This is a genomic window from Pseudomonas sp. TE9122 (assembly GCF_056278925.1).
Genome location: NZ_JBWBQI010000001.1, coordinates 5,262,506 through 5,276,508 on the forward strand (window position 1 = coordinate 5,262,506; position 14,003 = coordinate 5,276,508).

Genomic DNA, 14,003 nt, shown 5'->3' on the forward strand with positions numbered 1-14,003 from the left:
GCGTAATCAACCGCGGTACCGAATCACCCAGCCCTGCGGGTTCGGGAAGCTTCCAATGAAATACCCTCCCACTACAATTCGGCCGTCCCCCAGTACCGTCATGTCATGAAGAGCCTCCAGGACCCCGGCCTCGTCGAAGATGCTGAACCCTGTGCCGTTGAATGACAGGTCCGGTGTTCCGTCCGCCAAAAACTTCGCCGTGATCGCACTCGGATCATCGTCGGTGACTCCGATTCCGGTGTCGCCGCTGACGACGATTGAACCGTCAGGTCGCGCTACACAGCGCAACCATCTCAAACCTTGCGGGACGAAGTCGGATAACAACGGTTTACCATTATTGAATACGAGATTGTAGGAACCTTTGGATGTGAGTACCGCAATCACTCCACGCATACCACCGTCCCTTACGGCAGCCCCTGCAAGAACAATCTTGCTATCCACAATTGAAACGGCGGACAGGTGGATCTCATCCTCACCTGAGAGGGTCACGACTCCGTTACCGCTCTCGCCGAATGACCTGTCGATCTTGCCGTTAGCGTCGAATCGAATGACGTAAGCGCCCGAAGATGGCCCGCTATAGCTGCCACCAACCACCACAGCGCCGTCAGGTTGATGCGCGACCAGCTGCGCAGAACTGTGTTGGTGTGCAATGCCAGCGAGCTCGACAAGCGCGAAACCCGTGCCATTGAACGTGGTGTCGTCGGAGCCATCCGCATTGAGCCGCATGACGACGCCGCTCACACGGCCAGCGTCGTCTTCGACGGATCCGACCAGCAGGATTTTCTCGTCTTGCCGCAAGACATTGTCGCCATGACCCGCGCTCCCCATCTGCGCATAAGGAATGTAACGCACACCCTGGTCAGCAAAGTTGTGATCCAGCCGTCCATCTTTGTCGTGTTTCACGACAACCAGCCCGGCAGAAACATCAGGCCCATTGTTCTGGTACTCGGCACGAACGAGCCAACCGCCATCCGGGAACGGCGTCAACTCGAGCATCGAGTGCATATACAAACCGTCCTTGAGTGAAATCTCGACGAATCCGGTCTTTTCTTCACCAAAACCGAGGTCTAGTTGGCCGTCCTCCAGAAGCCGGGCGATCAGCGTTTCCAGGCCATCCTTGCGTCGACGAACAGCCACCAGCAACTTGTTGTCCGGCAGAGCCAATACCGCTCTTACGTCAAACTCAGACAATCCTCCAAGCGGAAATCTGACAATGCCGTTTTCGCCAAAAGACGGATCAAAATTCAGCGTGCCACTCGTCAGGTTTGCGCTTAGATAGCGAGTGATCCAACCATCCACCCGGGAAGGGTCAGAAAGGCTGGTGTGGGTCATGGACACCACTATCCGACCGTCCTCCATGATTGCCAGATCATGAGGAAACACTGGCCCCGCTACGTTATCGAAGAGCGTATAGCCAATACCGTTGAAGGCCGTGTCCAGCTTGCCGTCTGCGAGAAAGCGCGCGGTAATTACCGCGGAATCACCGGCTCCAACGACAATGATCGAGCCGTCGAGCTGTGATGTATGCCGCCACGTCAATCCGTCTGGCAGTAACGGGGAAAACAGAGGCTGGCCATTATTGAATACAAGATTGGATGCTCCACTGGCGTTCAGCACAACCACCAACCCGCCATGGACGTTCTTTTGCCAGGCGTCACCCACCGCAACGATCCTGCCATCACTTTCGCGCACCGAAACAGCGTTCAAAGAGCTCTCGCCATCCTCGTCGAAAATCAGCTTCGCCTGGCCGTTGTTGAAATCCTTATCCAGCTTCCCCGCTACGTCCAAACGTGCCAGAAAAACTCCGGAGGCTGTCTCACCACTCTGAAAAACGCCGCAAACCAATACTTTGCCATCGGCTTGAACAGCGATAGCGCCGGCGGTGTTCGAGGTGGCACCGACATCCACCAAGACGTACCCCGCGCCGTCAAATGATGGATCGAGCGAGCCGTTCGCCAAAAGACGCATCACGACGGGCGATGGCCATGGCTCATCGATCAGCAGGAAATGGAGCAGGACGATTTTGCCATCGGCCTGCTGAACTGCAGAGACGGTAGAGGCATTTGTAGCGGGGGACTTTTGGCTTGACTTCGCCCCTGCCGACGACGCAAGCGTGGAGCCCGGGATCTTGTAGAAAGAAAATAAACTCACGCCTTTATCGCCGAACGAATCGTCCAGCTCACCGTCGCCTTTCAAGCGGATCATTGCTTGGCCGGCATCGACGGCCTTCTGTGTGAAGTATTGAACGCGCACCAGCCAGCCGCCGTCCCGCAACGCATCGAGCCCAAACACGGTGCTGATGCTAGCGCCGTTCAAAGATATCTCGACGAAACCCGTCTCATGACTTCCGAAGGACTTGTCGAGCGTACCGTCTTCGTTCAATCGGGCGATGGCCAGCAGCGCGTCACTTCCTTCCAGAGGAAGAGCGACCAGCAACTTCCCGTCGGGAAGGGCCAAAACGGCCGCAGCCTCATGGCTCGCAATGCCCGGTATCGGTAATTTCAATAAACCATTCAGGGCAAAAGAGGGATCGGGGGTACCTGGGGTGGTCAAGTCCTGAGCCTGAGTCATGTTCTTGCTCCATCAAGTGCGTGGCGTCCTTTACGGGACCGGAGCTTGAGTAGAGCATCGCGAAGATGAGCAAAGCACCTGACAGAAATGACAGTTCGACCGTCTTTACAGGCCTGAATAAAGACTTTGCGAGCCAAAGAACGCACGATTCTTCATTGTGCTTCGCTTGAAGCCAACCCAAAAAAATCTCAAGCCTTGGCCTTTGCCTTCCTCGGCTTCAAATACTTCATCAACCCCTGAAACCACATCACCAGCGCCGGATTGCCCTTGAGCTGGATCGACTTGTCCTGAATCCCCTGCATAAACGCCAACTGCTTGTTCTTCGCCTGCATTGTGGCAAAGCCATAACCGGCATCTTTAAACGCAATCGCAAACGCCGGCTCCGGCACCACGCCAGACTTGCTGGTGATGCGCTGATCCTTGACCACGAAATGCCGCGCCACTTTCCCGTCCAGCGTCTGCAGCTGAAACACCAGATCCTTGTCACCCAACTGCTGCTGGAACGCAGGATTTGTCCGGCTGGCCTTACCCATCAACAAACCCATCATCCACAGGAGAAAACGAAATTTCATGCGCACAGCCTCAAAAGGAAAATGAACGGCCGGGGCAGTGTAAGGGATTCGGACGATAACGCCAGTATCTGAAGCTGTTGGAAGAGGATGCAGACCATTTCCCGCACGATGACCGCCAAGTCACGATTCCGCAAGCAACGTCCTACACCTGTTGAAACACATCCCTGTAGGAGCTGGCGAAGCCTGCGATCTTTTGATCTTCCGCCCCGCGAATCTATGGGAAATTTCCTGCAAAGTGCGGGGCTGTCCGTGAACTAGGCGAGCTTGAAGATCACCGATAGGCTTCCTGCGTCATCGGGTATTCGGTGACCGGATGTGCAAGTCCGAATTCGGGAGCAATTTCTTCTTACTCCAAGGGATTTACACCGATGACCAATTCAAATACCAACACCGAGGACACCTCCCCCTACGAATCCTTCGATTCAAGAAAATTACATGAAGCCGCCGAACGCGCCCTCGATCACCACTTCGGCAAATCTGACCTCTCTCAGGCCCCACGCCGCGAAGGCCTGTTCAGCCTGAACCCGGACATCGACGCCGAAGCCCTCCTGGCCAACGCCTCGGAAGACCTGCTATCCATCAGCATCATCGCTGCGGACCTTGCGGACGACATAGATGGCTCACGCCGCTCGGTTGCATTGGCATTGAGTAGGATGGCGGACGGGGTCAGATTGATGGTGGAAGGGACGCTTGATCACATTGAAGTGCGAAGCGTGGCGGCCAAGCCGTAGCGAGATTGGTGAATGAAAGAAAGGGGACGTTAAGTCCCCTTTTTGAATATTCCCTGCTTCACCACTGGCAACCTGTTTCAGGTTTCGCATCCACGTTGTAATCGTTTTCAAACGAATACTTCTTTGCAGACTTGTAATTCGTATACGTCATCGCATCAACCCGGCCACCCTGAGTGACCATCTGATACTCACCTGTCAGTGCGCCATCAACTACTTCAACCCAAGTTGTCGTGTACTGGTAGGGCCGGCCATACACGAGTTCTTCTTGTTCAGTACTGCGATGAACCAGCCCGATAGCCTTTTTCGACTTGCTGTACTTGACGCCAGCACCGCTCCATTTGGCGACAGAGTCGTAATAGGTTCGGAATTCAAAATTTATGGGTTTGCCTTCGTAGGAGCGAAAGCAAAAAACCTCGGTCGTGACCTCGCTATGAGCCGCCAGAGGAACGAAAACGAGCAACGCGGAAAACAATGCAGACGAAAATTTCAAACCGAACATTCCTTTAGCGGTTCATGGGTAATTGAAAGCGCATCCTCACCACGCAGTAGGCGACGTCTTCACGCAACAGACGGCTAGCCATCTGGCAGTGCCCTTCTGCGTACTTCTTCCAAAGCGGATCATCGAATTGATCCCCTCCCAGCCGCTCGATTGAGGCCGCTAAATTTCTCTCACGATCCTTCCCTGCAATCGCGGATGCCGCTTTGTAAAAACCATCCAGCAGTAAACCCGTCTGTAGAGCGATCAACTCTCCCAGCCGAGCATTGGTCGTCTGCACCAGACACCCAAGCCTCTCGATTGGCGCCTCAGCACCCAGCAACGCAGCTTGGTAAAGCTCTTCGCAAAACGACTCTTTGAAGCGCACCCAGTTCTTTTGCACATCTCTCAGGTGGCTTTGCTCCGCAGGAGCCAGAGTCGACAGCGCTTTTTTGTATTGCTCGTTCAAGACACCATCGACTTTCTTGAAGGTTTGCTGGCCGCAGGTGATCAAGTCCGGGTTGGACAAACTGTCTGGGTTGCACGCTTCTCCAGCAAACAATGCGGATGAAGCAGCAGAGAGCAAGCAACCGAGAAGAATCGAAAATACTTTCACGCTGTTACTCCTTCCTTTGACGGTCATGTCTGTACAGCCAAAACAGCGGCGGCAACAACACCAACAGAGCTAAACCATCCAGCCACACGTGCGACCAGACCTGCTGTTGCGCCGAGAGCCACATGTCCTGCGGCGCCCATAACAGGATGCCGGCGATCAACCAGCCCCAGATGGCCGGAGCTTTCAAGCGATTGCCCAAGTGCACCAGCGCGAACATGTACAGCGAATAACTTTGCAACGTCGCGCCGAACAGCGCGAGCCACCAGACTTGTTGTTCGCGGCCGGCGGTGGGAACCGCATCGGCACCCCAGAACGACAGTTCGAGGACTTGCAGGTAGCCATCGAGCAAGCCGGAGTCACCGGCCCAGGTCAGGGTAAGACCGGCGAGGATATGCGTGATCGCAGCGGCATATAGCCAAAGCACCAACGCTGGGCGAAGCGAGGAAGAAGGGGCTGGCATTCCGTGTCCTGAGCGCGTTCCTTGGGGGTGGGGAGTTTAAAGGAAAATCGGGGGAGTCAGATGCTCAAGCGTTAAACGTTTTAGCCTGAGGGATTCAGGCAAAACTTGTGCAAAACCGCCTCAAACAGGCCCTCGAAATTCAAATGCAGTGGCTGGATTTGATGGGCGCCGTGGCTGACGATCCCAATCGCCCCACCTTGAAGAGGCCCAGCTGATCACCTTTGTCAGCCGCCATTTGATAACAGGCTAACGCTCGAGACATATCCTTCGTTCCCCACTCGCCTGCTTCAAAGGTAGAAGCCAGATAATTCATCGCGTCTGTGGAGCCCATGGTAATCGCTCGAATAACCTGCTCTTCTGCCTGCTTGGGATGAAGGCAAGGGCCGTTATAGTCGGTGGAGTTTCCCGAACAAAGAAACGTCGCATAGCCCAGCGCACCCTTTGGTATTTTCGAGGCCGCTTTGAACAAAGCCTCAACCTTAGGGGTTTCCAACTGAGATGCCATTTGCGAAAGACTCAGGCTCGCCGCCGACAGGCTCGCCTGTGCATCGCCCGACTCTGCAGCACACACAAAATTTTCCAGCGACGCTTCAATCAGCTCCGCAGTCAGCCCGTATTGCTCAAGAGACCCCAGCCCACCCAACGCTTCTGCACGCTGATAACAAAAGTTTTCGGCGCGGCTCATTCCCGGGTTATCCGTTGCGACAAGATCCTTCTCGCTGACCGACCAATCCTCAATCCCCTCAAGCACCCAGCACGCCTGACGAGAGAAGTTGAAGATCTTGATATTGCTGTTGCCGGCCCGTTTATCCACCACGTTGACGTGACTGTCATCAACCTCTTCAATCTCGACCCCAGGTGTCTTGCCGGGCGTGATTGCAGCCATCAGCGGATAGGTGAAGGTTGTTCCACTGACACCCGAGGTCGAAGGCTCAAAGGTACGTCGATCCTTCCCAGCTACCGGTTTCAACACCAGCGACTTGACCGTCATTGCAGTCAGACGGCGTTGTGATTCGCTGTTGGCGGAAAACGCGGTCAGGAAAGGCGCGAACTCCTCCGAGGGGCAAGCGTCGCTGGTCGGTGCCGTCGAAGCGCTCTTATCGGATGCAAGCGCAGGGACAATCTTGTCCAGATACGCCGAGCGCTCGCGACTCATTCTGGCGATGCACAAGTTAACCGCGAACACATGCGCCGGCATCCCAGTCTCGATCTCGAATGCCTCCAAAGGGCAGTTAGCATCGCGCAATTTCAACCACGCACGCTGCGATTCTTTAACCTTCGCCGCGTACTCCGCACCCAACGCCGGATCTGCTCGATAGTCAGACTCAAGCCGCGACATCAACTGCTTGTAGCTGACGTTCAACTGCGCATCGGCAGCCTTCTTCGCCGCCTCCGAACAGGGCACCATTTCCAGGCTTGAGGTGACATGGCTGCAGTCATCCTGCGCATAGGCCGCTGAAACCGGCAGTAGCACGGCCAGCAGGGTAAAAACAAAACGTTTCACGGGGTTCTTCCTTGAGTCATTCAGGCTTTGCGTTTGGTGAGTCGGGTGATGCATTGATCTGGTCCGTTCATGCCCCAGTAAGTGCTGAGCAACGTCTTACGTTTTTTGTCGACGCGCAGGTTAACGAAGCCATCGCCGCAGTCCGGCTGCAACTCTTCAAACGTGCCGGATTTGGGGCTGATTTCGTGTCGACACCGTTGACGGGACTCAATGTGGTGGTTTCAGCTAACGCCGGCATCGTCCAAGTCAGACCGATTAGTGATGCCGCTAAAGGGTTGAACTGAATTTACCCGCCCTACTCCCACCTGCGCCCGGAATCCCAGGAGTGCAAACGGGTCGTTGCAACATCAGGGATAGTCGATGGCGACAACGCAGGAAATGAACACGCTGGAGAAAGGGGAGGTGCGGACTTAGCCAGAGGCACATCCGTCACCTTTCCCCTTGGAATAAACCAAATTTACTGATCGACAAGTTCGATCAGAGTGAGCTTCTTGCCATCGAACTCGTAGAAGCGCTGCCGGTTACCCTCCTCGAGATCGTTACCCTCTACATCCACTTCCGGATCGGCCGCTACACCCATAATTTCGAGCAATTTGCTGTCTGGCTTGTAGACGGCCGCGTAGGGTGCGGTACCGTCATTTCCGATGATGTAATAAGCATTAGGAAAGGACGTAACAACCTCCCCCGTTTTCACGTCAAGAATTTCGCCACAGATAGACCCGCCGCCACAGCCGTTTGCGTAAACAACATAATGGCCCGCAAAATTTACGGGTTGCTTGATGGCTTTCTTGCGCCCCTCAGCCCAGCTTTTATTTTCATCACTGGCAACAGCGTCGTGATGTTGGCCCTTAAAAATTTCGTCGACTTTATAGTTTTCGAACCGCGGCACATCGGCCTTGGCAAAACACGAGAAGAGAAAAAGCGCGCCCAACCAAAACAAGCGGGACGCTGATAACTTACTTGCCATTGTTTTTTGACTCCTCGAGAACACGAACCATGTCAGCCGGCAAAATGTGAGCGGTATTGAGACCGTCGCCCGCATAATACGACTGTCCCTCAAAGCTTGCGACCCTCGCGAGCATCACCGGTTTGCCGTCTTTCATTTCGATGTTTCCGTGCTCATCTTTCTTCGGCACCGGGCTAATGGTCTTGCCCTTTCTTACACCTGCCGAGGCGAATTCCAAGGCCCAGGCATAGGCAGCTTTTTCGACGTCGCCATCGCCTTCCAGATACTGGATGAATGCCTTGCGCTTAACTTTTATCAAGTATTCCTCAAAAATCTTATCCTGAGTCTCTTCGTCAAATTTAAGCGTGGAAGCAAGTTCGAGCTTTTTCACAGCACCATTTATCGTGTCAGGAACCATTTGATAGCGACCCGCCGCAAAAATATCCCGGTCCTTCTGTTTCTGCTGTAGTTCAGCGATGGTCAACGTAGTCAAATCAGTTTTATAAAACGCTTTCAGTCCACCCTTGGTCCTGTTGTAAGCAGTGTAATCATTATTCGACTCAACGCTCGCGAGCAAATTGGCAAACGCACTGTGCGCCCAACCTTTTCCAGGCACGGCAAACTTCATGAAATTATTGACGAACGCAATCGGGTGAAAATGATAGACCTGTTTCGGAAGAGGCATCTGTAACGCACCCGCCAGCTCATCCCAAAAAACAAGCTTGTCAATCCGCTCTTTTTCATGTTCCAGTAACTTTGGCGACTCAGCGAGCAATTGATCAAGACGACTCCACTTGGGCTCGGAAGACTTCGCCTGCCACTCGGTGGGGTGGTAAGCAATCAACTTTGTCCATTTATCCCGGAACTCCACATTCTTCAATGCCGAGTTCAAGTCCGCGGAGGTAACTTCACCATCTTTGTCACCCAAAGCGTCGAGTTTCGCATGGAGCTCCTTGAAAAAAGGCGGCATCGAGTCCGGATCAAGAAAACCATCTGAATTCTCATCGCCCTCTTTGACAACTGCATATCCCAACTTTGCCCAATCATGTTGAGATATCAACTGAGCACCTGCAGACGTAAAGGTAACATCTGCCTTTTTGATCAGGCCCGTCAGCTTTTTATCTTTCTCTGTAACGGTCGGCTCATACCACTCCACCCCTTTTGAGTCTTTGAACACAGAGACCGATCCCATAGGAACTATATGTTTGGACTCAAGGGTCGCAGGCTGTCCCGTGGTCGCCTTACTGGCAAGTACCGTGCCCGCCGGCAGATTCAGGTAACTCATGCCAATTTTCAGGGCAGCTTCATTCTGCAAGAATTTATCGAGGCCGGTATCACTGGTGAATATCTCAATATGAGCGTGATATTTGCTAGAGATTGAACCCTCAACTTTCCCGAGGTTCTCCTGCAAGCCTAAAAACCCTATTGGATGGCCTGCTTTTATCGCTGCTTCGCAAGCAATTACCTTATCGAATTCGGCAGGTGTGACTTCGGCCCACGTGACCATCCGACCGTTACCGATATCTTCGACGCTCGCCCAGAATGTTGACGGAACCGTTCCTGCGCCTCTCAAACCGCCAGACAGGCAGGTGCACTCAGCCATCCGAACCAGAGAACTTCCAACCTTCAGATTAAATACTTTGGTGCCGTCGAATTTAATTTCACTGTTCAAACAAAGGGCCATTTCTCCCAGCGGTTCACCAGCACTTTCACCGTTAGCAACAGCTTTGGGCGCTGCGAACAACGGCAATCCGTTCGGGGCGCTGACACGAGCCTTAACCAGCCCCTTCCAATAGCCTGGCCGGGTTCGTTCCGGCGGTAATATTGCGCTCCAGATCGCGGTGTCTTTTTTATTCTTGACTGCCACACCATCTTTCTTATAAGCAAACCAGGATTCTTCCCCTAATTTCCTGTTAGGCACCTTGCCACTTAACAACTTACCTCGGGCGTAAGTGATACCGTTGCTGGCAAGCTTTTCTTCTAGAACTTCAAAGACAGAGCCCGCAGAAATCAGCCCATACTTCACGCATTCCGGACCTTCCTCAGAATCACTGCGGGCAGTAAAATCTCCCACCGTGAACTTTATCTTCGGCTTACCCAACTCCTCCTCTGTAGGCAAGTAGCCTTTATAGGGCATCAAGTGCATATAAAGACTGAAAAATACCAGCTTATTTTGTTTCCCTTTGTTCGGGCCTTCTTCCGGGTTAGCGGGCGACTTGTAGTCATGCCGAACCAGGCAGAAAGAATTAGAGTATTTAAGCTTGGCCGGTTTATCTCCAGCGTACTCCGACTGTAAATAATCTTCGTTGAGGCGATAGGCTACAACCACACCATCCGCCATGCATCGTACGGGCTCGTCTTTCACACAGTAGGATGCACTGGCATTGCTAATATGAATGCCACCGTGCCAAAAGTTATAGCTACCCAAAAGGTATTGACCTGAGGTCTCATTTTCGATGGCGGTATACAGTTCATTGGCACTGTCGAACTGTTTCCCATCAGCCTTTCTTATGGGGAATTGAAAGTTTAGAACAGGCTCCGGTCCAGCAGGCGTTGGTGCAGGAGCGGGGGCAGGGGCCGGTTGTTCCGCTGCGCCGGTTCTATACTCTTCTTTAGCCCTGAGAAATTTTGTAGGAATGGGCCAGTAGAAGGCCGGATCTTTAGTGCCAAAGTAAGTAAATGACGGCCCTTTCCTCGTCTGCGCGCCGAAGAACTTGCCTGCAGTACCGGTAGGATTAACGTCAACAACAATACCGGTATGAAATAACTTATCTCCACCACCCAGCGGATCTTCATTAATCCAAAGAGCGATATCGCCTTTCTTGACGTCGGGTGGCACCACGGTTGTGTAGTAAGTGGAGTCCACCATTACACGTGTGTCTTGATACGGGATTTTATAGCCAGCCCCCGTTAGCAACAAATTAACCATGTGCGAGCAGTCGATTAACTTATTACCGGCCGCATTTGTTTTTATGCCATCGCCGCCCATCTTGTACACGTAGCCACGGTTTTCGTAATTACCCGTTAAATCTAATGGTTCTGTCATTTCTGCATCCTGCAAATCAATAGCAATGGCTGGATTCTGTGGCGTCAGCGGTTTGCGATTTCAATCTGGTTAAATTACTCAGGGCGGTGGCATTTCCTTTACTGGCGGCCAAGCGATAGCAATCCAGTGCTCTGGAGGCATCCTTGGTTACCAATCTACCGGTCTCGAATGTATCACCCAGTTTATTTTGAGCATCGGAAGAGCCCATCGATGCGGCGCGAATCAATTCCCTTTCTGCTTCTTCAGGATGCTGACAAGGGCCCTCGGGGTCTGTGTCATTGCCATAACAATAGAATGTGGACAATGCAGAAGCTCCGCTTGCCAGAGTAGTAGCGGCGGCCTTGAACAGGGCTTCGACCTTCTCTGTTTCCAATTGCGATGCCATTCCGGAAAGGCTCAGACTGGCAGCACTGAGACTTGCCTGAGGATCGCCGGAAGCTGCTGCACACAGGTAGTTTTCCAATGCTGCTTCAAAGAGTTCTCCCGTCAGGGAGTATTTGTCCAGGCCACCAAGGCGTCCGTAAGTTCGCGCACGCTGATAGCAAAAGTTCTCGGCGGTACTCAGGGTCGGCGTGGTCCCTTCAACAAGGTCTTTATCATTGATCGACCAGTTCTCGACGCCCTCGAGTACCCAGCATGCCTGACGAGAAAAATTGAAAATCTTGATGTTGCTGTTACCCGCTCGCTTGTCCACAACGTTGACGTGACTGTCGTCGATTATTTCGACTTCAACCCCGTCTGTCTTGTCTGTGGCTAAAGGTGCCATCAGCGGAAACGCCAATGTGGAGCTGTTGATCTCCGCCGTTTGCGGCTCAAGAGTCCGCCCCTCTCCTTCGGGTTTCAACACCAGCGACTTCACCGTCATCGCAGTCAAACGCTGCTGGGTTTCAGCATTCGCAGAAAACGCCGGCAGAAACTGGGAAAAATCCTCGGACGGGCATTCATCCGCATAAGCGCTGCCATGAAACAGGCTCAACAGCGACGCGGTGAAAACCGCTATCGCGATGCCATTGCTCTTCTTCAAAACACGATTCATGTCGATCACTCGGAAAACACAAAAAAAGCCTTCGGTTTAACTTTCTCAGGCGGTGCATTCAACAACGCCTGATCCATCAAACTCCCCGCCTTATCCTTATCCGCCGCCCCCGGCAGCACCGGCGGTTTAATCCCAATGCCAGTCCCCGACCCAGCCGAACCACCCGCATTGATCTTGATCACCGGCCCAACCACCGTAACCCCACCGCCATCGAGCTTGATAAAGCTCCCGCCACCCAATACGGTCAGCTCTGTCCCCGCCTCAATAACAATCTTGTCCCCAGCCTTGAGGTGTATCTCTTTCCCCACACTGGTCAGTTGCGCAGTCCCCAGCTTCACATGTTGGTTCTGCCCAACCGTGAGGTGGTCATCCAGCTTCGCTTCAATCTTGCGATCGCTAATCGTCGTGCGGTGTTCTTCTGCCTTCAGCTCGGTGTAGGTGTTTTTCACCACCGTGTCATGACGTTCATTACCGACCCGAATTTTCTGGTCATGCTCAACGTTCTCATCCCAGTCACGCTGCGCATGAATGTAGATCTGCTCCGCACCTTTCTTGTCTTCAATACGCAGTTCGTTGTAGCCGCCGCCACCCGGGGAGCTGAGGGTTTTGAAGACGCTGCGGGTCTTGTTCGCCGGCAGTGCGTACGGCACCGGGTTTTCCTTGTGGTACAGGCAGCCGGTGACAAGCGGTTGGTCGGGGTCGCCTTCGAGGAAGGTGACGAGGACTTCCATGCCGATGCGCGGGATGCTGATGGCGCCGTAGCGGTCGCCGGCCCAGGAGCTGGAGACGCGCAGCCAGCAGCTGGTTTTGTCGTCGGCCAGGCCTTCGCGGTCCCAGTGGAATTGCACTTTGATGCGGCCGTATTGGTCGCAGTGGATTTCTTCGCCTTTGGGGCCGGTGACCATGGCGGTCTGGCTGCCGAGTACGCGCGGTTTCGGGTGTTCGAGGGCCGGGCGGTAGAACACGTCCCACGGGGTGGCGAGGAAGGTGTTGCGGTAGCCCTGGTGGAAGTCGTCTTTTTCGTCGGTGGTGTCGCTGGTCACGCCTTCTTCGAGGACTTGCGGTTGTTTGCCTTCGTGGAAGATTTCGGTGAGCAGCCACAGGTCGTTCCACTCGCTGCGCGGGTGGTCGGACATTTCCATGAAGTGGCCGCTGACCAGTCTGGTCTGGTCGCCGCGACCTTCGGCCTGGCGGTAGTCGGCGCGGTGGCGTTCGAGGGCGCGCTGGCTGAGGAACTTGCCACGGGCGCGGTCGATGAAGCGGCCCGGGTAGTCGTAGTCTTCGAGATCTGGCTCAGTGCTTTCGCCATCGGGTCTGTAGGCCGCTTCCATTTGCAGGCGCGGTTTTTCGAAGTCGTAGTCGCGGCGTGTGGTGCGGCTGGTGCGGGTTTCCAGGCGCAGCTTGAAGCCTTTGATCACCGGTTCTTCGGCGACCATGCCGCTGCCCTGCACGTACGCGGTCGGCTGGCCGAGATCGGGGAACACGGTCTGGTCGTCGCCGAACACCAGCAGGTGGCCTTTGTCGCTGTGCTGGAAGTGGTAGTGAATCCCTTCCTCTTCGCACAGACGCTGGACGAAATGCAGGTCGGTTTCGTCGTACTGCACGCAGTAGTCGCGATCCGGGCACGGCTGGCTGAGCTGGAAGCTGTAGGCGTTGCTCTTGATGCCGTGCTCTTCAAGGATCAGCGCAATGATTTTCGGCGCCGACATCTGCTGGTAGATGCGCTGGTTGGTGCGGTGATGCAGGTATTGCAGTTGCGGCACGATCGAGACTTTGTAGCGGGTCAGGCGCTTGCCGGCATCGCCCTGGGCGACGCGGTAGATCTGCCCGTGGATGCCCGAGCCCTGTGGATCGAATGCCAGAAACGCCTGCTTGTGCAGCAGTTGTTCGAGGTCCAGATCGGGGTTTTCGCTGACCAGTTCGAGGTCGAAGCGATACGCCTGGCTGATGCCTTCGGTGCCGGTGAACGACAGCACTTGCAGGTCGCCGACGTAGTCTTCGACCTTGAGGCTGAAGTGGGTTTCGTTAGCTGAGTTGAACATCGTG

The 14,003-nt window shown here is 54.2% G+C and carries 12 protein-coding genes; 2 read left to right on the plus strand and 10 right to left on the minus strand.

Annotated elements, in window-relative coordinates; all coding sequences use genetic code 11:
• Window positions 1-6: 6 nt before the first annotated feature.
• Together ACZ9BE_RS23850 and ACZ9BE_RS23855 are read right to left on the minus strand one after the other, a co-directional pair.
• Window positions 7-2,571, minus strand: a complete 2,565-nt coding sequence (locus tag ACZ9BE_RS23850; protein WP_476250005.1) for a hypothetical protein — start codon at window positions 2,569-2,571, stop codon at window positions 7-9.
• 188 nt (window positions 2,572-2,759) lie between these two features.
• A complete protein-coding gene (locus ACZ9BE_RS23855; RefSeq protein ID WP_056790828.1) occupies window positions 2,760-3,143 on the minus strand; it encodes a hypothetical protein in 384 nt (127 codons plus the stop codon).
• A gap of 368 nt (window positions 3,144-3,511) precedes the next feature.
• Here ACZ9BE_RS23855 and ACZ9BE_RS23860 point away from each other — a divergent pair, with 368 nt between their 5' ends.
• A complete protein-coding gene (locus ACZ9BE_RS23860) occupies window positions 3,512-3,874 on the plus strand; it encodes a DUF6124 family protein (protein ID WP_423664850.1) in 363 nt (120 codons plus the stop codon).
• A gap of 58 nt (window positions 3,875-3,932) precedes the next feature.
• Here ACZ9BE_RS23860 and ACZ9BE_RS23865 read toward each other — a convergent pair whose 3' ends face one another.
• From ACZ9BE_RS23865 to ACZ9BE_RS23880, 4 genes are all read right to left on the minus strand, one after another.
• Window positions 3,933-4,364, minus strand: a complete 432-nt coding sequence (locus tag ACZ9BE_RS23865; protein WP_423664852.1) for a hypothetical protein — start codon at window positions 4,362-4,364, stop codon at window positions 3,933-3,935.
• 13 nt (window positions 4,365-4,377) lie between these two features.
• The gene (locus ACZ9BE_RS23870; RefSeq protein WP_476250006.1) at window positions 4,378-4,965 is read right to left on the minus strand and encodes a lysozyme inhibitor LprI family protein; all 588 of its coding nucleotides are present in this window, start codon (window positions 4,963-4,965) and stop codon (window positions 4,378-4,380) included.
• A 4-nt stretch (window positions 4,966-4,969) separates the two neighbouring features.
• On the minus strand, window positions 4,970-5,425 hold the full coding sequence (locus ACZ9BE_RS23875; protein ID WP_252877116.1) for a cell division protein: 456 nt from the start codon (window positions 5,423-5,425) through the stop codon (window positions 4,970-4,972).
• Between the two features lie 139 nt (window positions 5,426-5,564).
• A complete protein-coding gene (locus ACZ9BE_RS23880) occupies window positions 5,565-6,929 on the minus strand; it encodes a lysozyme inhibitor LprI family protein (RefSeq protein ID WP_476250007.1) in 1,365 nt (454 codons plus the stop codon).
• Window positions 6,930-6,940: 11 nt separating this feature from the next.
• Here ACZ9BE_RS23880 and ACZ9BE_RS23885 point away from each other — a divergent pair, with 11 nt between their 5' ends.
• Window positions 6,941-7,213, plus strand: a complete 273-nt coding sequence (locus ACZ9BE_RS23885; protein ID WP_252877118.1) for a hypothetical protein — start codon at window positions 6,941-6,943, stop codon at window positions 7,211-7,213.
• A gap of 173 nt (window positions 7,214-7,386) precedes the next feature.
• On the opposite strand, the gene ACZ9BE_RS23890 is transcribed toward ACZ9BE_RS23885, so the two are convergent.
• From ACZ9BE_RS23890 to ACZ9BE_RS23905, 4 genes are read right to left on the minus strand one after another with little or no spacing between them, the layout of a single operon-like run.
• Window positions 7,387-7,896 carry a hypothetical protein gene (locus tag ACZ9BE_RS23890; RefSeq protein WP_252877119.1) on the minus strand — a complete coding sequence of 170 codons (510 nt, stop codon included), beginning with the start codon at window positions 7,894-7,896 and terminating at the stop codon, window positions 7,387-7,389.
• Window positions 7,886-10,921, minus strand: coding sequence for a hypothetical protein (locus ACZ9BE_RS23895; protein WP_256807623.1), 3,036 nt, complete (start codon window positions 10,919-10,921; stop codon window positions 7,886-7,888). Before ACZ9BE_RS23895 ends, ACZ9BE_RS23890 begins: the two co-directional genes overlap by 11 nt.
• 16 nt (window positions 10,922-10,937) lie before the next feature.
• Window positions 10,938-11,957, minus strand: a complete 1,020-nt coding sequence (locus tag ACZ9BE_RS23900) for a tetratricopeptide repeat protein (RefSeq protein ID WP_256807621.1) — start codon at window positions 11,955-11,957, stop codon at window positions 10,938-10,940.
• Between the two features lie 5 nt (window positions 11,958-11,962).
• The gene (locus ACZ9BE_RS23905; protein ID WP_476250008.1) at window positions 11,963-13,999 is read right to left on the minus strand and encodes a type VI secretion system Vgr family protein; all 2,037 of its coding nucleotides are present in this window, start codon (window positions 13,997-13,999) and stop codon (window positions 11,963-11,965) included.
• Window positions 14,000-14,003 lie beyond the last annotated feature (4 nt).